Origin of the sequence: Streptomyces sp. NPDC089424, from assembly GCF_044749345.1 — a bacterium.
GTDB lineage: Bacteria > Actinomycetota > Actinomycetes > Streptomycetales > Streptomycetaceae > Streptomyces.
Genome location: NZ_JBIVHU010000002.1, coordinates 247,470 through 271,518 on the forward strand (window position 1 = coordinate 247,470; position 24,049 = coordinate 271,518).

23 protein-coding genes and 2 pseudogenes are annotated in these 24,049 nt (G+C 68.8%); 13 read left to right on the forward strand and 12 right to left on the reverse strand.

Features of this window, described 5'->3' with window-relative positions; genetic code table 11:
* Positions 1 to 71: 71 nt before the first annotated feature.
* The gene (locus tag ACIP2X_RS08710) at positions 72 to 920 is read left to right on the forward strand and encodes an alpha/beta fold hydrolase (RefSeq protein WP_401669384.1); all 849 of its coding nucleotides are present in this window, start codon (positions 72 to 74) and stop codon (positions 918 to 920) included.
* 191 nt (positions 921 to 1,111) lie between these two features.
* On the opposite strand, the gene ACIP2X_RS08715 is transcribed toward ACIP2X_RS08710, so the two are convergent.
* From ACIP2X_RS08715 to ACIP2X_RS08740, 6 genes and pseudogenes are all read right to left on the reverse strand, one after another.
* The gene (locus tag ACIP2X_RS08715; RefSeq protein ID WP_401669386.1) at positions 1,112 to 1,759 is read right to left on the reverse strand and encodes a DsbA family oxidoreductase; all 648 of its coding nucleotides are present in this window, start codon (positions 1,757 to 1,759) and stop codon (positions 1,112 to 1,114) included.
* A gap of 308 nt (positions 1,760 to 2,067) precedes the next feature.
* A pseudogene (locus ACIP2X_RS08720) lies at positions 2,068 to 2,334 on the reverse strand (S8 family serine peptidase); the annotation flags it as partial.
* Between the two features lie 397 nt (positions 2,335 to 2,731).
* Positions 2,732 to 3,079, reverse strand: coding sequence for a hypothetical protein (locus ACIP2X_RS08725; protein ID WP_401669388.1), 348 nt, complete (start codon positions 3,077 to 3,079; stop codon positions 2,732 to 2,734).
* An 87-nt stretch (positions 3,080 to 3,166) separates the two neighbouring features.
* Positions 3,167 to 3,652 (reverse strand): lipocalin-like domain-containing protein, encoded by a 486-nt coding sequence (locus ACIP2X_RS08730; protein WP_401669391.1) that lies wholly within the window; start codon positions 3,650 to 3,652, stop codon positions 3,167 to 3,169.
* 71 nt (positions 3,653 to 3,723) lie between these two features.
* Positions 3,724 to 5,298: an aldehyde dehydrogenase (NADP(+)) gene (locus ACIP2X_RS08735; RefSeq protein ID WP_401669394.1), complete on the reverse strand. Its 1,575-nt coding sequence runs from the start codon at positions 5,296 to 5,298 to the stop codon at positions 3,724 to 3,726.
* A complete protein-coding gene (locus ACIP2X_RS08740; protein WP_401669397.1) occupies positions 5,295 to 5,924 on the reverse strand; it encodes an isochorismatase family cysteine hydrolase in 630 nt (209 codons plus the stop codon). Before ACIP2X_RS08740 ends, ACIP2X_RS08735 begins: the two co-directional genes overlap by 4 nt.
* 176 nt (positions 5,925 to 6,100) lie before the next feature.
* On the opposite strand from ACIP2X_RS08740, the gene ACIP2X_RS08745 reads away from it, so the two are divergent.
* From ACIP2X_RS08745 to ACIP2X_RS08780, 8 genes and pseudogenes are all read left to right on the forward strand, one after another.
* Complete coding sequence (locus ACIP2X_RS08745) at positions 6,101 to 6,691, forward strand: TetR/AcrR family transcriptional regulator (protein ID WP_401669399.1); 591 nt, start codon at positions 6,101 to 6,103, stop codon at positions 6,689 to 6,691.
* 153 nt (positions 6,692 to 6,844) lie between these two features.
* On the forward strand, positions 6,845 to 7,276 hold the full coding sequence (locus ACIP2X_RS08750) for an SsgA family sporulation/cell division regulator (protein WP_401669401.1): 432 nt from the start codon (positions 6,845 to 6,847) through the stop codon (positions 7,274 to 7,276).
* 135 nt (positions 7,277 to 7,411) lie between these two features.
* Positions 7,412 to 7,972, forward strand: a complete 561-nt coding sequence (locus ACIP2X_RS08755) for an NADPH-dependent FMN reductase (protein ID WP_401669404.1) — start codon at positions 7,412 to 7,414, stop codon at positions 7,970 to 7,972.
* A 244-nt stretch (positions 7,973 to 8,216) separates the two neighbouring features.
* The gene (locus tag ACIP2X_RS08760) at positions 8,217 to 8,585 is read left to right on the forward strand and encodes a DoxX family protein (protein WP_401669406.1); all 369 of its coding nucleotides are present in this window, start codon (positions 8,217 to 8,219) and stop codon (positions 8,583 to 8,585) included.
* A gap of 514 nt (positions 8,586 to 9,099) precedes the next feature.
* Complete coding sequence (locus ACIP2X_RS08765; protein ID WP_401669409.1) at positions 9,100 to 9,864, forward strand: SDR family NAD(P)-dependent oxidoreductase; 765 nt, start codon at positions 9,100 to 9,102, stop codon at positions 9,862 to 9,864.
* Positions 9,865 to 10,656: 792 nt separating this feature from the next.
* Positions 10,657 to 11,274: a TetR/AcrR family transcriptional regulator gene (locus tag ACIP2X_RS08770; protein ID WP_401669412.1), complete on the forward strand. Its 618-nt coding sequence runs from the start codon at positions 10,657 to 10,659 to the stop codon at positions 11,272 to 11,274.
* Positions 11,275 to 12,126: 852 nt separating this feature from the next.
* Positions 12,127 to 13,194: an alpha/beta fold hydrolase gene (locus ACIP2X_RS08775; RefSeq protein ID WP_401669414.1), complete on the forward strand. Its 1,068-nt coding sequence runs from the start codon at positions 12,127 to 12,129 to the stop codon at positions 13,192 to 13,194.
* Between the two features lie 95 nt (positions 13,195 to 13,289).
* A pseudogene (locus ACIP2X_RS08780) lies at positions 13,290 to 13,748 on the forward strand (NAD(P)-dependent oxidoreductase); the annotation flags it as partial.
* 152 nt (positions 13,749 to 13,900) lie between these two features.
* Here the strand turns inward: ACIP2X_RS08780 and ACIP2X_RS08785 are convergent.
* Positions 13,901 to 14,932, reverse strand: coding sequence for a nitronate monooxygenase (locus tag ACIP2X_RS08785; RefSeq protein ID WP_401669417.1), 1,032 nt, complete (start codon positions 14,930 to 14,932; stop codon positions 13,901 to 13,903).
* A 241-nt stretch (positions 14,933 to 15,173) separates the two neighbouring features.
* On the opposite strand from ACIP2X_RS08785, the gene ACIP2X_RS08790 reads away from it, so the two are divergent.
* From ACIP2X_RS08790 to ACIP2X_RS08800, 3 genes are all read left to right on the forward strand, one after another.
* Positions 15,174 to 15,986 (forward strand): LysR family transcriptional regulator, encoded by an 813-nt coding sequence (locus ACIP2X_RS08790; RefSeq protein ID WP_401672246.1) that lies wholly within the window; start codon positions 15,174 to 15,176, stop codon positions 15,984 to 15,986.
* A gap of 195 nt (positions 15,987 to 16,181) precedes the next feature.
* The gene (locus ACIP2X_RS08795) at positions 16,182 to 16,988 is read left to right on the forward strand and encodes an MBL fold metallo-hydrolase (RefSeq protein ID WP_401669419.1); all 807 of its coding nucleotides are present in this window, start codon (positions 16,182 to 16,184) and stop codon (positions 16,986 to 16,988) included.
* A gap of 317 nt (positions 16,989 to 17,305) precedes the next feature.
* Positions 17,306 to 18,040 carry a BTAD domain-containing putative transcriptional regulator gene (locus tag ACIP2X_RS08800; protein ID WP_401672249.1) on the forward strand — a complete coding sequence of 245 codons (735 nt, stop codon included), beginning with the start codon at positions 17,306 to 17,308 and terminating at the stop codon, positions 18,038 to 18,040.
* On the opposite strand, the gene ACIP2X_RS08805 is transcribed toward ACIP2X_RS08800, so the two are convergent.
* The 5 genes from ACIP2X_RS08805 to wrbA all read right to left on the reverse strand — a co-directional run bounded on the left by ACIP2X_RS08805 (position 17,935) and on the right by wrbA (position 21,873).
* Positions 17,935 to 18,666, reverse strand: a complete 732-nt coding sequence (locus ACIP2X_RS08805; RefSeq protein ID WP_401669421.1) for a cytochrome b/b6 domain-containing protein — start codon at positions 18,664 to 18,666, stop codon at positions 17,935 to 17,937. The genes ACIP2X_RS08800 and ACIP2X_RS08805 overlap by 106 nt on opposite strands.
* The gene (locus ACIP2X_RS08810; protein ID WP_401669423.1) at positions 18,614 to 19,336 is read right to left on the reverse strand and encodes a molybdopterin-dependent oxidoreductase; all 723 of its coding nucleotides are present in this window, start codon (positions 19,334 to 19,336) and stop codon (positions 18,614 to 18,616) included. The genes ACIP2X_RS08805 and ACIP2X_RS08810 overlap by 53 nt, the downstream gene beginning before the upstream one ends.
* Positions 19,337 to 20,313: 977 nt before the next feature.
* Positions 20,314 to 20,670, reverse strand: a complete 357-nt coding sequence (locus ACIP2X_RS08815) for a hypothetical protein (RefSeq protein ID WP_401669425.1) — start codon at positions 20,668 to 20,670, stop codon at positions 20,314 to 20,316.
* Between the two features lie 93 nt (positions 20,671 to 20,763).
* Entirely contained in the window at positions 20,764 to 21,057 is a 294-nt protein-coding gene (locus ACIP2X_RS08820; RefSeq protein WP_401669427.1) for a muconolactone Delta-isomerase family protein, read from the reverse strand.
* A gap of 204 nt (positions 21,058 to 21,261) precedes the next feature.
* Positions 21,262 to 21,873 carry an NAD(P)H:quinone oxidoreductase gene (wrbA, locus tag ACIP2X_RS08825; protein ID WP_401669429.1) on the reverse strand — a complete coding sequence of 204 codons (612 nt, stop codon included), beginning with the start codon at positions 21,871 to 21,873 and terminating at the stop codon, positions 21,262 to 21,264.
* 464 nt (positions 21,874 to 22,337) lie between these two features.
* Here wrbA and ACIP2X_RS08830 point away from each other — a divergent pair, with 464 nt between their 5' ends.
* Complete coding sequence (locus ACIP2X_RS08830) at positions 22,338 to 23,258, forward strand: LysR family transcriptional regulator (protein WP_401669431.1); 921 nt, start codon at positions 22,338 to 22,340, stop codon at positions 23,256 to 23,258.
* Positions 23,259 to 24,049: the final 791 nt, after the last annotated feature.

Sequence of the window (24,049 nt, forward strand, 5' to 3'; positions counted from 1 at the left end):
TGTCGCCGCCGACCGAGGCGGGACAGCCGGGGCTCCCCCGGCACGCCGACTTCGTCCTTCTGGAGATCCACATGAACGTCTCGTCCGTCTTTCGCCGCACCCGCAAGCGCGCCGCCGTCGTGGGTGCCCTGACGGGAGTGGCCGCGCTCGCCCTGTCCGTCACCGCCTCCGCGGACGCGACGACCAAGCACCACACGTCGGAGAAGAAGCCGACCGTCGTCCTGGTGCACGGCGCGTTCGCGGACTCCTCCAGCTGGAACGGCGTCATCAAGCGCCTGAAGCAGGACGGCTATCCCGTGGTCGCCCCGGCCAACCCGCTGCGCGGCCTGAAGAGCGACGCGGAGTACCTCAAGGCCTTCCTCAAGAGCGTGCAAGGCCCCGTCGTGCTGGCCGGCCACTCCTACGGCGGCGCGGTGATCACCGAGGCCGCCGAGAACGAGCCGAACGTCAAGGCACTCGTCTACATCGCCGCCTTCGCCCCCGACAAGGGCGAGTCCGCTCTGGAACTGTCCAACAAGTACCCGGGCGGCACGCTCGGTCCGACTCTGAACTCGGTCCCCTTCGCGCTGCCCGGCGGTGGCACCGGCAGTGACCTCTACATCAAGGCCGACAAGTTCCACGATCAGTTCGCGGCCGACGTCCCCCACCAGATCAGCGACCTGATGGCCGCGACGCAGCGCCCCGTGGCCGCCACGGCCCTGGAGGAGCAGGCCACGCACACCGCCTGGAAGGCCATCCCGTCGTGGAACCTGATCACCACTCAGGACCTCAACATTCCGGCCGCCGCGCAGCGGTTCATGGCCCAGCGGGCACACTCCCACACCACGGAGATCAGGGCCTCCCACGCCGTGTCGGTCTCCCGCCCCGGCGCGGTGACCCGCGTGATCGAGCAGGCCGCACGCTCCACCGCCGGTCACTGAGTCCCACACCGGGCCTCGCGCGCTGGGACCGACCGGCTGGATCCAGGCCGAACGGGTAGGGCCGCTCCATCTCGGCGGGAGTGGCCGTACCCGTTGGGCCGCAGCGACACTTCGCGCTGGCACAGCCAGGGGCACTTCCTGCGGGCGAAGCCGGGTGGCGCCTCGGCGGCCGGCATCGGCCGGCCGAGCGGTCAGGCGGCGGCACTCTCCGTCCACGCCTGCTCCAGTGCCTGCGTAAACATCTCGGGCGACTGGACCCCGCTCACGCCGTAGCGCCGCTCCAGCACGAAGAAGGGCACGCCGCCCGCGCCCAGTTCCGCGGCCAGTTGCTCGTCGGAGCGCACTTCGTCGGCGTACGCGTCCGGATTGTCGAGCACCTCTCGCACCTCGGCCTCGGCCAGCCCCGCCTCGACCGCCACACGTACCAAGGTCTCGCGGTCGTAGATCGAGGCCTCCTGCGCGAAGTTGACCTGGAAGGCGAGGTCCAGGAACGTGCCCTGCAGTCCCCGGGTGGCGGCGAGGTGCGAGAGGCGGTGCACGTCGAAGGTGTTTCCGAAGACACGTCCGCCGATGCGAAACTCCAGGCCCACGGCGTTGGCCATGGCCGCGGCTTGTTCCTCCCGCGCGACCTGCTGCTCCCGGGTCCGGCCGTACTGCGCCGCGACGGCGTCGATGATCGATACCGTGCCGTTCTCGGCCTGGGGGTTGAGCTCGAAAGACCGGTGTACGACCTCGACCTGGTCCCGGTGCGCGAAAGCGGCAAGCCCTCTGGTGAAGTGCTCCCTGCCGACGTAGCACCACGGGCAGGCGACATCGGTCCACATTTCGACACGCATCATCTGGTTTCTCCTCTGCACGTGGCGGCGGGCATGCGGTGCCCGGCGCGGAATGACAAGGACGCCCCGCCCGAGTCAGTCACAGTGGTGAGTTACGACCTGTTACCGGTCGACTTAACGGCACCCCTGCAGAATAGACGACCGACCGTCTTCTATCAAAGTCCCCTGGTCAGGGAGGCTTCTCCTCAGCAATCCCCGACATGACCAGGGGTGCCGGAGCCCTGCGCCCCGACGGCTGGTGCCCGCCGGGGATGGTGGGGTGGAACTCGGTCACGCCGATGCCGAACACCGTGGAGGCGGTGCAGGTTTGGCGCGTCCTTCAGGTGCCGCACAGACCAGTCCCCGCGCTGCTGAACCAGCAGCGCGGCGGCGCCGGCCACATGCGGGGTTGCCGTGGAGGTCCCGGACAGCGAGACATAGTGGCTGGGCGACCAGGTCGCCCAGGGTGATGCCCTCCGCGCGGGCGGCGACGATGCCGACGCCCGGGGCGGTCACGTCCGGCTTGACGGCCCCGTCGCCGTAGCGCGCTCCGCGGCCGGGAAGGGCGCGAGGGAGTCGTCGCGGTCGACGACCCCTACGATCCCACCTCGGCGTGATGTATCCGGGACGGGCGGCACGGGGCGGTACTCCCGCCCGTGGCCGCGGGGCCGCCGGGATCCGCCGTCCGGGGCGGCTGTGTGCGCTCCGGCGGAGGTCGTCGGCCGCCCGGGCGAGGCTCCCACGCACAACGCACCCGGCATCCGGCGCGCCGCGGAGGCGCAACGCAGGACAGGTGCTGCCCAAACCATTCGACAGCCGCGCCGGGGTCGCGCCCTCAGCCGGTGTCTCCACGTCGCTTCGCGTGAGCGTCATCTCGTCTTTCCTTCCGGGTCCGTCGCAGGCGTGGGGGCCGCTGGTGCAGCGCGCCGGTCACCGCCAGCCCTCTCGGTGGCGACCGTTTTCCTCAGCCGGACGCGCCGTGCGCCTGGACGCCGTTCAGTCGGCCAGGCGGCGGCCAAGGTCGACCTCGACGCCGTCGGGGCGCTGGAGGCCGCGCTCGAACAGCACGCGGACGCGGTAGGCGTTCTCGGGGCGTCCGGAGGTCTGGAAGAAGGCCTGGAGGCTGGCCCCGTACGACTCGGCCGTCGGCAGGGACTCGACGTCCACCAGGGACTTGGGCCGAGCGACGGCGACCTTGTCGAAGCCCGCGACGCGCCTGGCGAAGCCGTCGACGAAGCGCTCAAGTCCCGTTCCCGGCAGCGATCGGCCGCCGGGGGCGGAGGGTCGGGTGGCCGACGGGGTGGCTTCCCGGCTTCCGTAGGTCGTCGTTCGGTGGGTCCGCACCCGCAGGACGGCAGACGCGTCGCGCGGTCGGACCGCGTGGGAGGGCCGGAACGGGTGGTGTGGTCAGAATCCTGTGGAAGCCTGCGGTCAGACCAGCCTGTTCCATGTGAGTTCCGCCGTACGCTCGGCACCCCACAGCCGGGTGGGCGTGGTGACGCCGAGTCGCAGGAACGAGCCGGCGAACTCGACGCTGCGCACCTGCTTGCGCCCGATCCAGTTCGGAAAGAGGCTCGTGGTCAGGTGGTGCTCGACAGTGTGCGGATCGACCACCTCGAACGGGCCGCCATAGGCGACGTAGCCGGTGGCCGCCCGGGCCAGGTCGTCGGCTGACGCGTCCTCCAGACGCGCCGAGCCCAGGAGCGGCCGGTCCCCGCGACCCAGTTGAGCGGACATGTATCCCTCGGGGGTGTAGAGGATCAGGCCGTACGGCGAGCGGCCCAGAGGGTGGATGACCGCCCCGTCGGCACTGGTGGCGGTGTACGCGACGAGCTGCCACGCGCCGAACAGCTTCATGCGGATCACGTCGCGGGCCACGCCCTCTTCGTGTTCTGCGGACGGGTCTGTCGTGGTCATGAGTACTCCTCTTCGGACGGGAAGGGGGCTGCGGGACAGTACGGTGGGCGGACGGTCCCGCAGCGGGTTCACTACCGGGTGAGTTCGCCGTCGACGAGACGCCAGACGTTGAGCGGATTCGCCTCGCGCAGGGGCTGCGGCAGCAGGTCGTCGGGGAAGTTCTGGTAGGTGACCGGGCGGATGAACCGCTCGATCGCGCCCATGCCGACCGACGTGAAGCGGCTGTCGGAGGTGGCGGGGAAGGGGCCGCCGTGGGTGGAGGCGTACGACACCTCCTGGGGGATCGAGAAGGCGTTGAAGACGATCCGTCCGGTACGGCGTTCCAGGACAGGCAGAAGCTGCTCCGCGGTCGCGCGGTCGGCGGCGTCCGCGTGCAGGGTGGCCGAGAGCTGTCCGCGGAAGGCGCGTGCCGCCTCCAGCAGTTGCTCCGTGCTGGAGACCTTGACCAGCAGGAGTGTGGGGCCGAAGACCTCCTCGCGCAGGGTGGGCTCGGCCAGCAGCTGCTCACCAGTCACCTCGAGTAGCAGAGCCTGTCCGTACGCCCCGCCCTCCGGGACGGCTCCCTCGCCGAGCCGGACGGCGCCGTTGTCCTGGTGGCGCTGGGCATTTCGGGTGTAGGCGTCGTGGATACCGGGCGTGAGCATGGGGCGCGCGTCCCACTTCTCCACCTCGGTGACGGCCGCCTCGCGCAGCTCGGCGTAACCGGGCCCCTCGACGGCGATGAGGACGGCGGGCTTGAGGCATGCCTGTCCGACGTTGTACATGCCGCGCTGCACGAGGCCGGTGCCGATCTCGGCGGCGCGCGCGGCCAGGGCGGCGGGCAGGACGAAGGTCGGGTTGACGCTGGTCATCTCGGTGAAGACCGGGATGGGTTCGGGGCGCTGCTGGGCGCGGCGGTACAGGGCCATGCCGCCGGCCTCGGATCCGGTGAAGGTGACCGCCTTGACCAGCGGGTGGTCCACGATGGCTTCGCCGATCTCGTTGCCGGAGCCGCGCACCAGGGAGAAGACGCCCGCGTGCAGACCCGATTCGGCGACCGCCTCCTGGATGATGCGACCTTCTATCTCGGACGCGCCGGGGTGCGCGTTGTGGGCCTTGAGGACAACGGGGCAGCCGGCGGCCAACGCGGAGGCGGTGTCACCACCCGCGACCGAGTAGGAGATGGGGAAGTTGCTGGCGCCGAAGATCGCCACGGGGCCGAGGGCTATCCTCTGCAACCGGTGGTCCAGTCGCGGGGTGGGCTGCCGATCCGGCTGTGCGGGGTCGATGGCCGCGTGGAGGAAGCGGCCCTGGCGTACGACGGCGGCGAACTTGCGGAACACGCCCGCGCTGCGCACCGCCTCGCCCTCGAACTGCGCTGCGGGCAGGCCGGTTTCCAGGGAGGTCCGCGTGGCGAGTTCGTCCTTTGCCGCCTCCAGCTTGTCCGCGACGAGTTCGAGGAACAGCGCCCGCTCCTCCAGCCCGGTGTGGCTGTAGCTGTCGTAGGCTTCGTCGGCCAGGCGCAAGGCACGGTCGACTTCGGCCTGCCCGCCGAAGGCGAACTCGGGCTCGATGAACTCTCCGGTGGCGGGGTTGAATGCCTTCATGGTTCCCGCGGTGGCGGGCACCTGGCCTCCGCCGATCAAGAGGTCTCCGGTCAGTTTCATACGCTTGCTCCCTTGAACGCGGCGATGAGCTCTTCGGTGGTGGTGATGGCGTGGGCGTAGGTGGGCCCGTTCAGCTCGTGCGCGGCGTGCACCATCTCCGGCAGGAACGCCGCGGTCGCGTCGCGTACGAGCGTCACGTGGTAGCCGAGCTCCATGGCGAAACGGCCTGTGGACTCGATGCAGGTGTTCGCCAGTAGGCCGACAAGCACCACATGGGTGATGCCGTGCTGCTTGAGCTGGAAGTCCAGGTCCGTGTTGGCGAATCCGCTCTGCGCCCAGTGCTCGGCGACGACCGTCTCGCCGGGCAGCGGCTGGAAGTCCGGGTGGAATTCGCCGCCCCAGGTTCCTCGGGCGAAGCTGTGGCGCTCCATGATGCCGAGCTGGGTGGGGTTGGGGTGGGCCCACGTCTCATAGTCGCCCTTCTCCCAGCGTCGGTGCGGAACGAAGATCACCTGCGTGCCGATGTCACGGGCGGTGCCGACGACGGACCGCAGATGATCGAGCAGACCCACCTGCTCCGCCATGGGCTCGAGGCGCGGCCAGATCTTGCCGCCTTCGGACAGGAAGTCGTTGAACGGGTCGACCAGCAGAACGGCCGTGTGCCGCGGGTCATAGGTCAGGGGCATGAAGGTCCACTCCGATCTGGATTATTGGCATCATCCCGTTTGAGGATTACGTTCATCATCCTCAATGTCAAGGGAGAGTTGCTTTCATGCCGTGCTAACAGCGACAGGTGTATGATGAGTGTCATCCAGTTGCGCTGCGTCGCACCGCGCCGCCCTCTTCGAAAGGCAGGGTCGTCATGGGCCACTCGCAGGCAGAGAAGGCGGCCACCCGCGAACGGGTGCTGAGGATCGCGTCGCGCAGGATCCGCACGGACGGCGTCAGCCGCCCCGGCGTCGCGGAGCTCATGCAGGAGGCCGGCCTGACCCACGGGGGCTTCTACAAGCACTTCAGTTCCCGGGACGACCTGATCACCCAGGCTGCCGCCTTCGCACTGTCGGAGGGAACGGCGAAGATGGAACGGTCCGCCCGCAAGAACACGCACGATGCGCGAGCCGGCCTCATCGAGGCCTACCTCGCAAAGCAGCACCGGGACGGACCGGCCACTGGATGCGCCCTGGTCACCCTGGGCGCATCCGCCGGCCGTGGCGACGAACAGATCAAGCAGGCGTACGAGAACCAGGTCCGCACCTACCTGGACCTGATCGCGGGTCTGGACGAGGACACCGAGGACGCCCGGGCCGAGGCCATGCTCACGCTCAGCGCGCTGGTCGGCGCCGTGTTGATGTCCCGGGCCGTGGCCGACAAGGGATTCTCCGACGACCTGCTGGAGACCGTCACCGAGCAGCTGACGGGCCGCACCTTCCGCGAGGTCTCCACGAACACCTGACGCACCTTTTCAGCTGCCGGCACGGCGGCTCACGTGCCCGCACCGGCGAGGTGTCCTATGCAGCCCCTGCCCGCGACCGCTCCATGACATCCTCCAACCGCAACTAAGTAGACCGGTCGTGTTCGTGCGGTGAAAAGAAGGCCTCAAGATCGCGTGCTTCTTTCCAGGACCGCACGCGCGAGGCGGACCAATCGGACACCCGATGGAAGCGAACACTACTCTGCGGCCAATCCGTACGCGGTGCGCATGGTGGTGCACACGGGCATGACACCCGCCGTGGAGTCGGTGTTCGCGCGCGACCTATTGACGGAAGGCGTGCGCGGGCCGGCCGGACTGACAGACGTTCAGATCTGGCCCGCGCCCCGCGGACCGCAGCGCCCGGGGATCAGCGGCGACACCGTACGTATCCGGCTCAGCACACCGGCCGGGACGACCACCCTGTCGGTGCCGACCGTCCCCCTGCGCAGGTTTCTCGCCCAAATCCTCGAACAGGTCCCGGTCGGGGCGGAAAACAGCTCCGTGGCAGTCGACAACGCCATCGCCTCATGGTTGCTCGCCAGGCTCCCGGAGGGCGGGGCGGACTGAAGGGCACGCCGTGACGGGCACAGCAGGCGCCACTCCCCACAGTGTTGCTTGACGAAGCAACTTCTTGTTTGTTTACTTGCGTCAGCAACTACATCTCGGATCGGTACCCGGGGTGGCCTTCCTGAAGGGTTCCACATGATCAAGATCGGCATCATCCTCGGCAGCACCCGTCCCGGGCGTAACGGCGAGGCCGTGGCCCACTGGGTCCGCGACATCGCCGCGCAGCGCACCGAAGCCGAGTTCGAGCTGGTCGACCTGCTCGACTACAAGCTCCCGCACCTCGACGAGATGCTCCCGCCGTCCCTGGGCCAGTACGCCCAGCCGCACACCCAGGAGTGGGCGCGCAAGATCGACTCCTTCGACGGCTTCATCATCGTGACGCCCGAGTACAACCACTCGACGTCCGGGGTGCTGAAGAACGCGATCGACTTCCTCTACGCCGAGTGGAACAACAAGGCCGTCGGCTTCGTCAGCTACGGCTCCCTGGGCGGCGCCCGCGCGGTGGAGCACCTGCGCCTGGTGGCGGCCGAGCTCCAGATGGCCGACGTGCGTGCGCAGGTCGCCCTCTCGCTGTTCCACGACTTCGAGAACTTCAGCGAGTTCAAGCCCGGCGCCTTCCAGGTCGACGCTCTGAACGCGACCCTGGACCAGGTCGTGGCCTGGAGCCAGGCGCTCGCACCGCTGCGCGCCGCGTAACGCAGATACGTTGTCTGCGCGTGCGGACGCGCGAGTACACGCGGGGCTGGTTCCCCCGCACATCGGGGTCCGGGGCCGCGCGGGCAGTCTCGCAGTACGGCCCTCGAGGGCCCGGCCGGCATCCCGTAGTGCCCGGCATGCTCCGTCTGGCCCTGCGACATGCCCGGCCGACGTTTCACCTGTCTCCGGGCCCACGCTTCCTTAGACCGGAGCCCCCACCACCACTTCATCGACAAGGATCATCGTGTACATCGCCGCTGTCATCCTCAGCGCTCTTCTCGCTCTCTTCTCTCTCGCCGCGGGCGCGCCTAAGGCACAGCTCAAGGGCAGTGTGCCGGACGGGCTCGTAGCCAAGGGCCTCAGTTCCGGCCTGATCCGCATCATCGGCCTGGCCGAGGTGGCCGCAGCGGTGGGCCTCGTCGTGGGCATCTGGTGGCAGCCTCTGGGCATCGCCGCCGCCATCGGTGTGGCCGTCGTGATGATCGGTGCGGTCAGGTACCACGCGAAGTGGGGCGACTACGCGGACAACGAGGCCCGTGGTGCCGCGACGGCGCCTATCATCTTCACTCTCGTTGCGCTGGCGACGGCCCTCACCCTGGCCGCCTCGCAGTGACCGTGTCCTGTCATGATCCTGACAGGATAACCCCGGGCTGAAGCAAGGCACCCGGCCGCGGACGTACGTCTTCTCGCGTGCGTCCGCTTTCGCATGTCCGACCGGATTGGCTTGCGCCGGTAGGTATGACACGTGAAGCGCGGCGCCACCGCGCCGCACCGACACCCTCCAAGACGGCCTGAACCGAGTGAGACGGCTCGAAGCCGGCACGCCAGCGCCGCAAGCGAGAGACTTCACGCCCTCGGACATTCGGCATCCAATCGTTGACGCCTGCCCGCGACGCGATATACTTGCAGCGTCAAGCAATTATCCCCGGCCGGTGGCCGCGCCCACCATCCGGACGACCTGCGGGCATCCCCACGACATCGCCATCACGGCGTCAGCAGGCACCGCAACCGCGACACATCGTCGGGCCGGCACTGCGATGGATCTACGGCCGACGCATCAGCGCGGCCGGCCGCAGCCCTCAGACACACAGCTGCTCAATTCCCCTTCAACGACAAGGAGAGATCACATGGGAATCCTCGAGGACAAGGTCATTCTCATCACTGGCACCAGCGGGGGCATGGGCCGCGTCGCCTCACTCATCTTCGCGAGGGAGGGAGCGAAGATCGTCGGATGTGACATACAGGTCGAGGGCAACGAAGAGACCGTCGACATGGTGCACCGCGCCGGCGGCGACATGACCGGCATCGCCCCCGTCGACCTCACCGACCCCGACCAGGTGCACCGCCTTGCCGACGAAGCTGCCGCCGCCTACGGCGGACTCGACGTCGTCTACAACAACGCCGCAATGCAGCGCTTCGGAGCCATGCCCGACTTCTCCATCGAGGACTGGCGCGCCACCGAGGCCGGAGAGCTCGACATCCCCTTCTTCGTCTCCAAGTACACCTGGCCCCACCTCGTGCAGCGCGGCGGCGGCGTCATCATCAACGTCGCCTCCGAAGCGGGCCTGATCGCCGGTTCGACGCCCCCGATGGTCGCCCACACCGCCGCCAACGCGGGCGTCATCGGCATGACCCGCCAACTCGCCCTCGAAGGCGCCCCCCACAACATCCGCGCCGTCGCCATCAGCCCCGGCCCCGTCCTCACCCCGGCCAGCGACCGCGACCTCGGCGACAACCAGGAAGCACGCGACGCCATCACCAGCAAGACCCTCCTCAAACGCTTCGCCCGGCCCGAGGAGATCGTCGAACTCGCCGCCTTCCTCGCCTCCGACCGCGCGAGCTTCATCACCGGAGCCAACTACCCCGTCGACGGCGGAGCCAGCGCCTGGTGACACACGGCCGCCGACGAGGACACTCATGCGTCGTCGCGCATCGGGCATCGAGCGCGGGCCAGGCCGAAGCAGGCCGGCACTCACGGGCTTGACACCCCTGGCCCGCACACGAGGTTTTCACATGTGCGCCAGGCCGGAAGAGATTTCGCACCCGCCCGGCTCATGTCTGATCCGCCGGGATGCCTTGGCACGCGCAACGAGCGGTGAACGCGGCCGTGCCGCAGCAGCGACTTACCGCAACCCGCAGCCTGAGCCGAAAGAAGCGCGCTGATCATGACCACAAACACCCGGCATGTCGTCATCGTCGGCGGGGGCTGTGCCGGGGTTCGCCCGGCGCGCGAGCTGGACGCAGGCACCGACGTCACCCTCGCTCATCGCACCGGCATTCGGACGCCGGTTTCGCGGGGCAGGTCTTCGAGCGGATGCGCGTGTAGGCCCGATCGATGCCTGACGACGTGGGTCCGTGGCGTAATCACGATCACCACAGCGCGATCGTCACCAGTCAAGACCGTGACGACAACTAGTGCCGCCACCCGCGCGATCCGGTGCGGAGGGCTGGGACCGGAAGCACGGCACGGCAGCCCTACACCTTGATCTAGAGCGGTTCGGAATGACTGCTCCGAAATGATCGCGCCGCTGGTGTACCGCAGCGGGCTGCGGCAGCGCAATGATCAAGGGAGGGGCGCCGACGGCGGAAAGACGGCCTACGAGGACCGAATGTCGGGTCGCAAAGGGGCAGGGCCCAGTCGTGGTAGCACCCGACAGATAGCCGATCGGTCGTATACTCCACGTATGGGGCGAACGAGCGATGCCAGGAACAGGATTCTCACCGCTGCTCGGTCACTGCTCGAGCGGCGGGGCTATACGGCGCTGGGCGTGGGCGAGATCTGCAAGACGGCCGAGGTGCCCAAGGGCAGCTTCTACTACTTCTTCGAGTCCAAGGAAGCCCTTGCCCTCGCCGTCATCGACGAGCAGTGGGCCGCGGAGAAGCGGGAGTGGGAGGGCATTCTGCGCGGCGAATCCCAGCCCTTGGACCGGTTGAGGCAGCTCTTCGAAGCCACTGAAAGCCGCCAGCGGGCCGGGCAGGACAGCTGCGGAGTGGTCTCCGGATGCATGTTCGGGAATCTCTCCCTGGAGATGAGTAATCAGACGGACGCCGTACGCGAACGCCTCCAGCAGATCTTCGAAGCGCAAGTGGACATGGTCGAGGCGACCATCACCGAGGCTCTGGGGAGGGGTGAGATCACGGTGGCTGATCCGCGCGAGGCCGCTCGGTCCGTGGTCGCACAGCTCGAGGGACAGGTGCTCTTCGCCAAGCTCTACAACAACACGTTGCAGCTGAGCTCCTTGTGGCCCAACTGCCTCGCCCTGCTGCGCGCCCACGATTCCCAGGTCGCTGAACTCGCCTGAGCGAGGCACGTCCGAAGCAGGTCACCGTCGGGGCGGGCATGTCGCACCCCAGAGGTGCCGGCCGTGCCGCGGTTGGCCGTGCGACCGCGGGGCGCCGCGCGGATGCGTGTCCGCAGAGGCCGGTTGCCCTCCTCTGGGACGTGCCATGCGCCCCGGACACCGCGTACGGTCCGTTCCCGGCGTGTGGACATGGCGCAGGCGCGGTACGGGGTCTCTGGCGTCCCAGCGCTTCAGGGGTTCTCCCACCGGTGCGGCACGGAGGTCCTACGCACCGCCCACGGTGAGCAGCGCCTCGCATGATCAAGCGGGGGTCGCACTACCGGCACATGACCGACCCGGCCGGGACATGCTCGTCGGTGAGCTCCGGGAGAGATGCGGGCGGTCGCACCCCGTTCGCTGCGAGCGGGTCCGTACCCAGCCCGGCCGCACGCAAGTCATCTGCTGCGCGGTGACGGCTCCGTATTGCTGATCACTTCTCGCCTTCACGGCGACGTCGTCGGCCCGGCACCACTCAGGGGCTGCCGCCCCGGGCGATCGACTCGGGCGAACGGCTCGGGCGCGATCACTTCACGTGCGGGCGAGGCCGAAATGCTGACGTGAGTCCCAGCGCTGCTTCCGCACCATCCGGCTCAACCCTGGCGTGTCAGTGACGGAACACGGCCGCCTCCGCCGCTCCGTGCCCGGAACGGCAGATACGTATGTCTGCTGGGCCACCGTACGCCATCGTCACCAGTTTGACCGGTGACGCGGCGGTGTGGAACAGTCGGGAACATGGGCAGCGCCGGGATTCCCGCACGCTTCATCGGGAGCGCCTGCGCCTCAACAGGACACTGGACGACGGAGTTGTCACACATGATCAACAGGCGCACTTTCAACCAGGCTGTGGGCCTCGCCACCGGCGCGGCCGCGGTCTCCCTCGCCGGCCTCCAGGCCAACGCGAAGGCGTCGACCGGCCCTTGGGCGGGCGGCGACGCACCGGCGCCTACGGTGCCCCCGGTAACCCCGGGGACGCACACCTCCTTCGACCGGATCAAGCAGGTCAGGGCCGGAGTGCTGGATGTCGGCTACGCCGAGGTGGGCCCGGCACACGGCCCCGTCGTCATATGCCTGCACGGCTGGCCCTACGACATCCACAGCTTCGTCGACGTCGCCCCTGCGCTGGCGGCGCAGGGGTACCGGGTCGTCGTGCCGTTCCTGCGTGGTCACGGCACGACCCGGTTCCTGTCCTCCCGGACGTTCCGCAATGCCCAACAGTCGGCCGTCGCCCTCGACGTCATCGCCCTGATGGACGCTCTGAAGATCGATCAGGCGCTGCTCGCCGGCTTCGACTGGGGTTCGCGCACCGCCGACATCATCGCGGCCCTGTGGCCCCAGCGGGTCAAGGGACTCGTGTCGGTGGGCGGCTACATCATCACCAACGTGGAGGCTCAGAAGCAGCCCCTCCCGCCCAAAGCGGAGTACGCCTGGTGGTACCAGTACTACTTCGCGACCGAGCGGGGCCGCCTCGCGATGGAGAACAGGACGAGTCGGCACGACCTGTGTCGCCTGGTGTGGGATACCGTCTCTCCCACTTGGAACTTCGACGACGCCACCTTCGAGCGCACCGTTGCCGCCTTTGAGAATCCCGACTACGCCGCGATCGTGATCCACAACTACCGCTGGCGGCTCGGTCTGGCCGACGGCGAAGCGCGCTACGAGCGCTACGAGCGCAGACTGGCCACCCGTCCCGTCATCGAAGTGCCTACCATCACCCTCGACGCCGAGCGCGACCCGTTCACCGCACCCGGCGACGGCGCCTCGTATCGCGACCAGTTCACGGGCAAGTACGCCCACCGAACGCTGACCGGTATCGGTCACAACCTGCCGCAGGAGGCTCCCACCGCCTTCGCGCAGGCGGTCGTCGACGTTGACCACCTCTGAGGCGTCGCACACGCTACCCGCCCCGCGGTGCTCACTGGGCACACCTGTCCGGCGTGAGTCGCACACGGGCGGGGCAGGTGTGTGCAGGACCTCCTATGGAGCAGAGACCCCGCTCCCCCGCTCACCACGGACACGGCGGTGATCGTTCGGCCGGTTCCGCTCATATCGAGGCTCAGGGTGCTGCCGGCACTCAGCGCCGTCGTGGACTATCGGCTGATCGTGGCGCGGAGTCCCGGACTCGTCCGCAACGAGGCCGTCGGCCAGTGGCGGGACAGGTGCACTCGCAGTCCGCCCTGGGCACATTGTTGCCCGAGGCGGACGTCGTGATCCTCACGGTGCCACCCACCGGGAGGACGCGGCACTTGGCCGACGCCGCGTTCCTCGGCGCGATGAAGGACGCTGCTCTGCTCGTGAACGTGGCGCGCGAGGCGATGATGAACACCAAGGCGCTGTTCGCGGAGGTCGGGAGGTGCAGGCTCCAGACGCCCCTCGACGTGATCGATTCCGAACCGCTGCCCACCGGGCTCCCCTTGTGGACCGCATCGGGAACCCTGGTCAGTCCGCACGCCGATGCCGACATTTCCGCCGTGCTGCCCTCGCCAAGCAGCTGCTCAGGGTCCGTTGCAGCGCTTCGCGCGCAGGCGAGAACTCGGCACCGCGGTGCCCGCGTCTCGCTGGCCGGCCCCGCCGCCCCACCGCCCGCGCCTCACCAGGCGTCGCTGAGTCGCCTCAGCGTCCGGGCCGCCGGCTCATGCACGGCCCGGCGGTACCCGGTGCCCGCCCACAGGTGCATGAGTCCCTGGTCGCCCGCCGCAGTGGCCGCCTTGCGCAGCGGGGCCGTGAGGTGGTGCACGGCCGGATACCCGGCCGGGGCCGAGGATTCGTAGCGGTCGGTGAAGGCGTTGCGCAGCCCGCGAGCGGGCCGTCCCGTGAAGGCACGGGTCAGCACGGTGGTGTCGAACGCCGGGTCCGCCAAGGCCCGCTTGTGGGGGACGGAGGCGCCGCTTTCGTCCGTGCGCAGCAGAAGTGTGCCGACCATGGTGGCCTCCGCCCCCTCGCGGAGCGCGGCCGCCACGTCAGCGGGCGTCCCGATGCCTCCGGCGGCGACGAGTGGGAGGGTGACCTCGCTGCGGATGTGTGCGACCAGGTCGGGCAGGGAGGCGGGGGCGAGCGGGCGGTCGGGAGTGAGGGTGGCCGAGTGACCGCCCGCTGCTGGCCCCTGCACGACCAACGCGTCCATACCGGCCTCCGCCGCCAGGCGGGCCTCGTCGACCGTGGTGACGCTCTGCAGGACCGTGGTGCCCGCTCGCCGCAGAGCCGTCACGACCGTGGAATCGGGGATGCCGAACGTGAAGGACACCCACGGGACCGGCGATCCGACGAGCACGTCGATCTTCGCCGCCCAGTCGTCGTCGTCCTCCTTCGGCCCGCTGTCGGACAGGCTCAGCCCGTACCGGTCCGCCTCGGCCTGCACCGCACGGGCATAGCGGCTGAAGGCGTCGACCGAGACGGGGACCGGGTTGGGTGCGAACACATTGACGCCGAAAAGGGCGCCCTGCTCCCGGACGGCCCGCATCTGTTCGGCGAGGAGTGCCGCGGACTTGTACCCGGCCGCCAGGAAACCCATGCTCCCCGCACGCGCGGCCGCCACGACCAGCTCGGTGGTGCTCCCCCCGCCTGCCATGGGTGCCGCGAGAACCGGGAGTTCTACACCAAGGTCGGACAGCAGTCGGCTCATGCCTGGTAACTCCTCTGCGCGCACGGAGGGCAGCGTATTGATCCCGCTCTCATGGCGGGCGGAGCGCCTCACCGGCGTGACGGACGCCGGATCCCGCTCACGTCGACAGCGTATGACGCCAGGCACGCACGGCCGGGACCGTGGCGATACCTATTAGGCTGCGACTATGCACGTCGGGCATCGATACGCGAGGGACTGAGGCGTGGAGGTCGAGATCCGCCACCTCCGGGCCTTCGCCGCGGTGGCACGCCACCGGTCCTTCTCCCGTGCCGCCCGAGAGCTGTTGATCACCCAGCCGGCCCTGAGTCGCACGGTCGCTCAGCTGGAGGCGACGCTGGGTGTCCGCCTCCTCGATCGCACGTCACGCCGGGTCGAACCGACGGATGTCGGCAAGGATTTCTTGCAACAGGCGGAACGAGTCCTCGCCTCCTTCGACCACGCACTCACCACGGCACGCCGACGGGCTGTGCTACGACTCGGCTTCAGCTGGCTGCTGCCGGCTCCCTGGGCGCAGCGGACGATCAAGGACTTCGAGCAGACCACCGGCGCCTCCGTGACACTCAGCCGCACCGACGATCCACTGGAAGCCCTGCAGCGGCGCACCGTCGACATCGCGGTGGTCCGCGGGGACGCGGTCGATCCGGAACTCCTGCATTCCGTCTGGCTGTACGACGAGGCACGCTTCGCCGTCTGCGCCCGAGAGAGTCCGCTCGCCGGCCGCGGCCACCTGGACTGGGGCGAGGTGCGGCAGTGGCGCCTGATCGTAAACGTCGTCAGCGGCACCACCGGGCCGTGGTCCTGGCCCGAGGAATCACGGCCGACAGACATCGTGGAGACGTCGAACTACGACGAGTGGGTGGAGACGGTCGCCGCGAACCGCGGCATCGGTATCGTCCCAGAGACCGCCAGGCACCGTTCCCCCCACCCCTCTCTACGATTCGTCGCACTCACCAACGCCCCGCCTGTTCCCGTGAGACTGGTCTATCTGCCGGACGGTCCCCGCATTCTCATCCGCCGGTTCGTCGACGCTTCCCTGGCGGCGGTCGGCAGTTGAAACGAGGTTCGTGTGGACACACCTCGCAGGCGGGCGTGTACGGCATGCATGTGTCTCCACCGGCCGCAACCACGCCGTGGGCGCCATTTATGCATGAGCGGCATGCATGCGCATGCCGAGGCATTTCATTTGCCAACCGGAAATGATTAGCGTGGGCGTGAACAGTAGTGATCACCAGAGCCGGCGAGGATGGGCATGGCAACGACAGGACTGCCTCGGCAGAAATGCGCAGTGACGGTGCTCGGAGGCCCGACGACCGTCATCGACATCGGAGGCCTGCGCATCGTCAGTGATCCAACCTTCGACCCGCCCGGTCCGCAGGGCTACCTCACCAAGACAATCGGACCCGCCGTCAACGAGCAGTCCGTCGATCCCGTGGACCTGGTGCTCGTGAGCCACGACCTCCACCCGGACAACCTGGACGCGAGCGGGCGGGCGTTCGCGACGTCCGCGCCCCTTCTCCTCACCGGCCCTCTTGCCGCCGCCCGGCTCGGGGCCCCCGCCGTGGGCCTGGCCCCCTGGACGACCCACACCGTGCGGCGCCGGGACGGCGAGGGCGACCTCACCGTTCTCGCGGTGCCGGCTGTCCACGGCCCGGAGGACGGCGAACGGGACGCCGACGGCAACGTCAACTGCGAGGTCACCGGGTTCGTCCTGTCCGGCGAAGGGCTCCCCACCCTCTATGTCAGCGGAGACAACGCGTCCATCCGGGCGGTGGCGGAAGTGTCCCGCCGCGTCCCGGATGTCAGTGTGGCGCTTCTGCACGCCGGTGCCGCCCGCGTACCGGCGAAGTTCGAAGGGCGTCCGCTGTCCATGGACAGCGGACGGACCGCGTCGGCGGCGGCCATTCTGGGCGCCGACATCGTGATTCCCGCCCATTACGACGGCTGGACCCACTTCTCTGAAGGCCTGGCCGAGCTCGAACTCGCCTTCAAGGAGGCGGGACTGTCCTCCCTTCTGCACGCACCGGCGCACGGATCCTGGGTACATCTGGGCTCCTGAGGCGCCTCTGCACCGGTACCGCAGGCATCCGGACCGCCCCTCCCGCCGATGCGGGCACCGACTACTCCCCCGAAGTGCATTACTCGGTTCTCGGCACCGTGCGTGCCGTGCGCGGGGACACGGAGCTCGACGTGGGTCCCCCGAAGCGGTTGGCACTGCTCTCGCCGCTGGTGCTCCGGGCGCCCGGTCGGGTCTCTCTGCGCGATGCGCTGGACGTGCCGTGGGACGACGAACCACCGGTCAGCGCCGTCAACGTCATCCACCGAAACATCGGTGCTCTGCGCAGACCGCTGGAACCGGGGCTGCGCAGCCGCAGCATGGCTGAGCATCTGGCACGGTCCGCCGACGGATACCGACTCCTCCTCGACACTTCGACATCCGACCTCATCCGCTTCCGCGATCTTCGTGCCCGGGCGCAGCTGGCCGTGAAGAATGGCGGCGCCGTGCAAGCCGCCATTCACTTTCACCGACGCCCTTCGCCTGTGGCGCAGCCCCGTGGTGGCCGACGGCATGTTCTTGGCCCAGCGACCGGTGTTCACCTCGGATGGACACGAATTCGTCGCGACGGCCAAGGAGCGCGCCGATATCGCCCTGACCGCGGCCTCAGCATCGACGGAGAGGTGCTGACCGCCCTGCGGCGCGCGGTCGAAGGGCACCCTTTCGACGAGGCGCTGCACTCCCACATCATCACCGCCCTGGCCTCGACCGGTCGTCGGGTCGAGGCCCTGGAGCAGTTCGAGCGCATCCGCCCACCGTGGCCGACGACCTCGGGGTCGAACCCGGCCCGGGCTCGCGCTCCGTCCAGCAACGCTTCCTGCGGCGAAGGCACACGCACACTGCCGAGCCCGTACGCCGGAGCCGACCCGTCCTCGACTCGGGCCACCTGCCCGAGGACTCCTTACAGAGATCGCCGCTTCGGCACCCGGTCGCGCGGGAGGCAATCCGGTCAACGCGCTCTGGAGTACCGGACCTCCGGTGCGTCACCTTCGTTGTCGCTCGCCCGGGCGAGCGCGGGGCCCTCCCGCTCGGGGCCCATCCATCGGGAGTGGTAGCGCCTGGCCCAGGCGGTGCTGACGTATCCCGTGCGCATGCCGAGCCGTGCTTCGGGGTCCCGATACGCCATGCGGATGTGCCCAATGATCACGATGGTGATCAGCCAGGCCAGGCCGTCGTGGACGAAGATGGCGCTGGTCCGGGAGATGAAGGGCAGCAGCCCCAGGAACCACATGAGCAGACCGGTGAACATCATCACCGGCACAGCCCCCGCGATCCAACCCGCGAAGAGCTTCTGACCCGCGTTGAACTTGCCGGCGGGCCGCGCCTGCGGCGAATGGCGACGCCCGCGGACAGCCCTCAGCCACTGCCGGTCGTACACCGCGAACCGGTTCAGCCGCTGCAGGTCCGCGCGGAAACTCCGGGAGAACAGGCCGAGCAGGAAGGGAGCAGGCAGGCAGATCCCCGACCATTCGTGGACGGCGGCGACCAGATGACGGCGGCCGACGAGTTGGGCCAGCGGATCAAAGTACAGACAGGCGGCGGTGACCAGGCACACCAGCATCAGCCAGCCGGTCGCCCGGTGCACCGCCCGCTGGACGGGACCGAACCGGCGGATCCGGTCGCCCGGCTCAGGCCGCATCGCTGCGCCGGTCCGCGTCGTCGAGCCAGCCGTCGACCGCATAGCCGCGCTCCTCCCAGAAACCGGGAATCACCCTGTCGGTGACCTCGATGCCGGACAGCCACTTGGCCGACTTGTAGAAGTACATGGGTGCCACGAAAAGGCGTACCGGCCCGCCGTGTTCATGGGTGATGGGTTTGTCCTGCATGTCGAGCGCGACCAGGACGTCGGAGCGGCGCGCCTGCTCAAGGGTGAGGCTCTCGGTGTAGGCACCGTCGAAGCACGTGAAACGGATGGCCGTGCCCGGCTCGCGTACCCCCGCGGCGTCCAAGAGGTTCGCGAGCTTCACCCCGGTGAAGGGGGTGTTGTTCACCCTCCAGCCGTCCGTACAGAGGACGTCATGCACCACCCGGGTCTGAGGCAGAGCTCGCAGTTCGGGCAGCGTGTAGGTCTTCGGCCTCTCGACCAGACCGCCGATGCGCAGCATGTAGGTCGACTCGTTCTTCCGCGGCACCGAACCGACGACGCTGTAGTAGCGGAAGCCTCCTGGGTTGGGCAGCAGACTGGTCAGCCCCGTCCCGTCGACCTGCGAGGCAGCGCCGAGCGCGCTTTCCCAGCCGCCCTGGAGGTAGGGGGCGGCGGCGATCGCCGTGGCACCGGCGGCCAGCGTCCCGAGGAAAGCCCGGCGGCCCACCGGAGCTCCGCGTGTCGCCCGCTTCGGCTGGTTCGTCATGTCGTGTGCTCCTTCAAGGTGCCGGCCTCCCCGGCGTGTGTCGCCGAAGATGGCCGCGGGTGGCCGTGGGCGCCCGGAACAGCGGGAGCGCCGCCACCACAGCACCCTCCCTGAACGGGCCGCATGGGGGGGCGGTCCGTGCCGCTTGGGCCGTCGCTCCTCTCGCATCCCGGAAATGCATCCGGCAGAAGACGAGTTGGCAGGTCGGATCCGCCCAGATCGTCACCTGCTTAAGCGGTGACGGAAGAGTTGCATGACTCTACGCCCGGTGTCAACGCGCGACCTGATCTTGGGCGTAGCGGCACTCGCTCTAGCGCCCGGCCTTCCTCGCCACCCCGGGGAGTCACCTGACAAAGCGGTGATGTGAATCTCGACCATGTCTTCGTCTGCGGCGGTCCCGCGCACGACTTCGCGGGCGACCCTGCGCGCGGCGCTCGTTACGGTTCGAGATGTTGACCTCGCCGGACCGGCTCAATGCCTGATACAGGGAATCAGTACTGATCGACCGGATGTAGCCCTTCTGCGAGGACGATGTCCAAATGGCTGTGTCCGTGCGAGGGGCGATATACGCGCTGGTCTTCGCACCGCGTCAGGGGCAGAGGTACGACACCGAGGCGCTGAGTGTCCTCAACAGCGCAGCTCCACCGGTGGGCCCCAGCTCACGGCGGCCGGGCGGCACGCGAAGGCGCGCCTCCAACAAGCCCTGTCCTCCGCCGCAGGGCTCGCTGTCGAACTGCTCGCGGGCACCGATGTGCCGTTGCTCAAGGGGGGCGGTATCCCGGAGTGCACCGCGTCCGGACGCAGCGGAGCGCGCTGCCTCCGTCGCGCATGGGCCGCCCCTCACCGTTGTGGCGGTGATACCGAGGCTGGGCCGCCCCCCATCCGCCCGGGGGCTGCCGGACCGCCCGCCGGTCGGTAATGGTGCGGCGCGGTGGTCTGCCGACAGGGGGCCCAGGACGCCCCTCGGGAGGTGCCCCTCATGCGAGCTCGGACACCTGGTAGTGGCTGATTAGCCATTCGCTGTCGACGCGCTTGAGAACGACGCTGAGATTCACGGAGATCGTCGGGCGGTCGACGAAGGTGAAGTCGACACCGAGGTAGCCGAGCAGGACACCGTCGGCGAGTTCGCGCGTCTCGAGGACGGCATAGTCGGCCTTGAGCCCGAGCGGCTGTGAGTCGTAGTACTCGGCCACACCTGAGCGGCCGACGCTGTAGGGGCGCAGGCCCTGGAAGATCGCGTCCTCGGTGAAACATGAGGCCACCTGCTGCGGCTCATGGGCATCGACGGCGGCCTTCCACCGGTCGATGACGCCACACAGAATGTCTCGCTGCATCCACGTGCTTTCCATCATGTACACCAAATTTCGTAAGAGGGGGTGCTGCCGTCAATCCATGTGGGCGTTGCCGCGCGAGGCCTGCCGGAAGACTCACCCGACCCGGCCCGGGTCGTTGGGGTGGGACTGCAGCGGCGTAATCATGGCGGTCATCCACGGCCACAGGGGAAGACTGCCGAGCACCTTCGAGCGCAGCTCCGCCTCGTCATCGGCAAGCCAGACACCGATGCTGCGAAGCTCACCGACCGGGCGCCACAGCCTGGACAGGTGCCCCTCAGCCGTCAGTTCCTTGGCCCGCATCGCTTCGGCGGCTCGACGTTCGTCGACCACCGCCTGGTCGGTTCCCTCAGGAACGGTAGTGGTCAGTTCGACCAGGAACTCCTTCATGAGCTTTCCTCTCTCAGTGGCTCAGTCGGTAACCGGGGTGCAGACCAAGGCCGCGAGCCCGGCGGTCATCATCCTGTTGACGCCGCCCGGACCGGCAACGCCCGACATCACGGGCCCACGTCCCACGCCGTGGGCCCGAGCAAACTCCCGTTCGTCCCATCCCGAGGAGGGTGACTGCCTCATGCCGTCACCGCTCGGGCTGGGTCAGGCAGCCGCCTTGAACGCGTCGGCGATCTTGACTACGCGTTCGGCTTGGATGCGGGCGGCGGTGCGGGTGGTGTCGTTGACGGGGTTGGTGCCCTGGCCGTCGGCGTGGGAGGTGCCGTAGGGGTTGCCGTCGGTGAACTTGGCCGGGTCCGTGAAGCCCGGGCTGACCACGATGCCGCCGAAGTGGTGGACCGAGTTGTACAGGGGGAGCAGCGTCGACTCATGACCCGCGTGCGCCGTCGCCGTGGAGACGAAGCCGCTGTAGACCTTGTCGGCGAGCTTGCCCTCGGCCCACAGGCCGCCCAGGGTGTCCACGAACTGCTTCAGCTGGGAGGAGACGTTGCCGAAGCGGGTCGGCGTACCGAAGATCACGGCGTCCGCCCACTCGATGTCCGCCGGCGTGGCCTCGGGAACACCCGCGGTGGCCGCATGGTTCGCCGCCCAGGCCGGGTTGGAGTCGATGGCCGCCTGCGGAGCCAGCTCCGCAACCTTCAGCAGCCGGACATCGGCACCGGCCTTCACACCGGCGTCATGGAGCTCCCTGGCGATCTCCGTGATCGTCCCGGTGGAGGAGTAGTAGACGATAGCGAGCTTGACAGGGGTACTCATGAAGATTCTCCATCGAAAGGGGCCTTCTCGGTGCCGGTAGGCGACCGGTCCCCTAAACATAGACGACCGGTCGCCTAACAACAAACAGCGTGGCAGTCGTGAATCCCACACCGGTGCGGTCACCCCGCGACAGACCCCGCCGCAGAGGGCTCGGCGGCATGCACCCGGTTCCTGCCGTGGCTGGTGGCCAGATTGGGCGTCGGCCTGGTTATGGGCGGGGACCTCGCTGATGTCAGGTTGTGGGCGGGTGAACTCGCGGCGGTGCACGAGCGGTCTGTGCACCGGTTCAGCAGGTCGGAGCCGCGGGAGTCGGCGCTGGCCTACGGATCCCAGCCCCGGACGTCCGCTCGGGGCGCTGCCATACCGAGAGATCACCTTGATGGCTCTGCCGGCCTGGCGCACGCCGGCCTGCGCGTCCCCTGGGCTCTCCTTTCGCCGAAGGCGTGACCTGACCCCCGAGTAATATGACGACCGTGGAACTGCGCCAATTGCGGTACTTCGTCGCGGTCGCCGAGGAACTCAACTTCGGCCGTGCCGCCGCCCGCCTACTGATCGCCGGCCCTTCCCTGTCGCAGCAAATCAAGGCACTCGAACGAGACCTGGGCGTACCGCTGTTCCACCGCGACCGTCGCTCCGTCTCCCTCACGACCGAGGGCTCGGCCCTGCTTCCCGACGCCCAGGCCCTCCTGGACCAGGCCGACGCCTTCCAACACCGAGCCCGGGGGTTCTCGGGTTCGCAATCGCTGACAATCGCCTATGTCAGCTGGCTGCCGCCGGACCTCGGACCCCGCACCTCCAACGCGGCCCAGGTTCACATCGACCCGTGGGTCGCACCGTCACACGTGCAGGCGGCCCGGGTGGCCGACGGCAGTCTCGACCTCGCCGTGTGCTGGGTGGGGTCCTCAGACCTGGAGAAGCTAGGCCTGCGGGCTGCGCTCGTCGGCGTCGACCGGCTCCATGCGGTCTCCTCGCGGAAGGACATGGGCGACGTGGCCGCAAAGGACACGGTCCTTCTCCTCCACGACGACACCACGTGGCTGTCCTGGAACGCCTATGCGAAGCAGATGTCTCGTGCCACCGGGGCCCGTTTGAGCCAGGTGTCCCACAGCAGCCTCACCGGACAGGCGTTCTTCGACCACGTACGTCACAGCCGCCGCCCGGTCATCAACAACCCGAAGAGCCAGACTGCTCCCCTCCCACAGGACCTGATACGACGGACGGTCGTCAGTCCCGAGATCTACTGGACCTGGTCTCTCGTGTGGCGCCGGGACGACGACCGCGCCGAAGTTCGCGCGGTCGTCGAAGCCCTGTGCCGTAACTCCGAGGACCTGGGCATCCACGGCCAAGCTGCCTGGCTCCCCGACGACGACCCTCATCGGCGGTGAGCGCCCGTCGACGCCGCAGGTGCCGGCCCCGGCAGCAGCTGCCGGCCGCCGTCGATGTCGTCCTTCCAGTCGCATGTGCCCCCCGCACGAAGGTCCATTGCCACGGACTCCAACCAGTCCACCAGGTCGCCGTCCCCCCAGTAGGCGGTCGTCCTGTCCCGATCGCGCAGCCGCGGGGACATCCAGGGGCCCTCCGCTGCTCGCTTCAGTCCCGGTACACGCCATGCGTCCGCGCGCGCCACCACGGGACGCAGCAGTGCCTTGCTCGGTTCACACGCCACGGACGAACAGCCTCCGCCGAGCAGCTCGCTGCACGACCACCTTGGCGAGCCCGGCGGCCCTGGTGCGCTCGGCGAGGTCCTCACCCGTGGGGCCAGCACCAGGACCTCCACGTCATAGACGCCAGGTGCTTCCCATGCCTGCTCCAGATTCTCACTCGAATCCCAGCCTCGTCTTGCGGTATAGGAAAGGCACTGCTCGGGGAGAGGCTCGCCCCGGGTTCACGCAGCTTCGTCGCATGTTCCCCCGAATGAGGAGGGTCCGTGCGGCGATTGGGACAGGCGGGAGCGAAGGCAGGCGAGCGAAAGATGCTCCCGTGCCGCTGCCATACGAGGGGACCGTGTGATCGGGCGGCAGGTACCCGGTCACCGCAATCGGGCAAGACAAGCTCCGCCCCCGGGCAACTCGCGGCAGGCGAGGGCTCGAACCGTCATGTACAGCCGCGGAGGAGCCGCTCGCCCGGAGTACCTGGCCGCGAGAGCACCGGCGTACGGATCTGGACGGCGCAGAGC

What these genes read in the sequence shown, in the direction of transcription:
- ACIP2X_RS08710 (WP_401669384.1), top strand. Translation starts at nt 72, where the DNA reads ATGAACGTCTCGTCCGTCTTTCGCCGCACCCGCAAGCGCGCCGCCGTC.
- ACIP2X_RS08715 (WP_401669386.1), bottom strand. Translation starts at nt 1,759, where the DNA reads ATGATGCGTGTCGAAATGTGGACCGATGTCGCCTGCCCGTGGTGCTAC.
- ACIP2X_RS08730 (WP_401669391.1), bottom strand. Translation starts at nt 3,652, where the DNA reads ATGACCACGACAGACCCGTCCGCAGAACACGAAGAGGGCGTGGCCCGC.
- ACIP2X_RS08735 (WP_401669394.1), bottom strand. Translation starts at nt 5,298, where the DNA reads ATGAAACTGACCGGAGACCTCTTGATCGGCGGAGGCCAGGTGCCCGCC.
- ACIP2X_RS08740 (WP_401669397.1), bottom strand. Translation starts at nt 5,924, where the DNA reads ATGCCCCTGACCTATGACCCGCGGCACACGGCCGTTCTGCTGGTCGAC.
- ACIP2X_RS08745 (WP_401669399.1), top strand. Translation starts at nt 6,101, where the DNA reads ATGGGCCACTCGCAGGCAGAGAAGGCGGCCACCCGCGAACGGGTGCTG.
- ACIP2X_RS08755 (WP_401669404.1), top strand. Translation starts at nt 7,412, where the DNA reads ATGATCAAGATCGGCATCATCCTCGGCAGCACCCGTCCCGGGCGTAAC.
- ACIP2X_RS08765 (WP_401669409.1), top strand. Translation starts at nt 9,100, where the DNA reads ATGGGAATCCTCGAGGACAAGGTCATTCTCATCACTGGCACCAGCGGG.
- ACIP2X_RS08770 (WP_401669412.1), top strand. Translation starts at nt 10,657, where the DNA reads ATGGGGCGAACGAGCGATGCCAGGAACAGGATTCTCACCGCTGCTCGG.
- ACIP2X_RS08775 (WP_401669414.1), top strand. Translation starts at nt 12,127, where the DNA reads ATGATCAACAGGCGCACTTTCAACCAGGCTGTGGGCCTCGCCACCGGC.
- ACIP2X_RS08785 (WP_401669417.1), bottom strand. Translation starts at nt 14,932, where the DNA reads ATGAGCCGACTGCTGTCCGACCTTGGTGTAGAACTCCCGGTTCTCGCG.
- ACIP2X_RS08795 (WP_401669419.1), top strand. Translation starts at nt 16,182, where the DNA reads ATGGCAACGACAGGACTGCCTCGGCAGAAATGCGCAGTGACGGTGCTC.
- ACIP2X_RS08800 (WP_401672249.1), top strand. Translation starts at nt 17,306, where the DNA reads ATGGCTGAGCATCTGGCACGGTCCGCCGACGGATACCGACTCCTCCTC.
- ACIP2X_RS08805 (WP_401669421.1), bottom strand. Translation starts at nt 18,666, where the DNA reads ATGCGGTCGACGGCTGGCTCGACGACGCGGACCGGCGCAGCGATGCGG.
- ACIP2X_RS08810 (WP_401669423.1), bottom strand. Translation starts at nt 19,336, where the DNA reads ATGACGAACCAGCCGAAGCGGGCGACACGCGGAGCTCCGGTGGGCCGC.
- ACIP2X_RS08815 (WP_401669425.1), bottom strand. Translation starts at nt 20,670, where the DNA reads ATGCAGCGAGACATTCTGTGTGGCGTCATCGACCGGTGGAAGGCCGCC.
- ACIP2X_RS08820 (WP_401669427.1), bottom strand. Translation starts at nt 21,057, where the DNA reads ATGAAGGAGTTCCTGGTCGAACTGACCACTACCGTTCCTGAGGGAACC.
- wrbA (WP_401669429.1), bottom strand. Translation starts at nt 21,873, where the DNA reads ATGAGTACCCCTGTCAAGCTCGCTATCGTCTACTACTCCTCCACCGGG.
- ACIP2X_RS08830 (WP_401669431.1), top strand. Translation starts at nt 22,338, where the DNA reads ATGACGACCGTGGAACTGCGCCAATTGCGGTACTTCGTCGCGGTCGCC.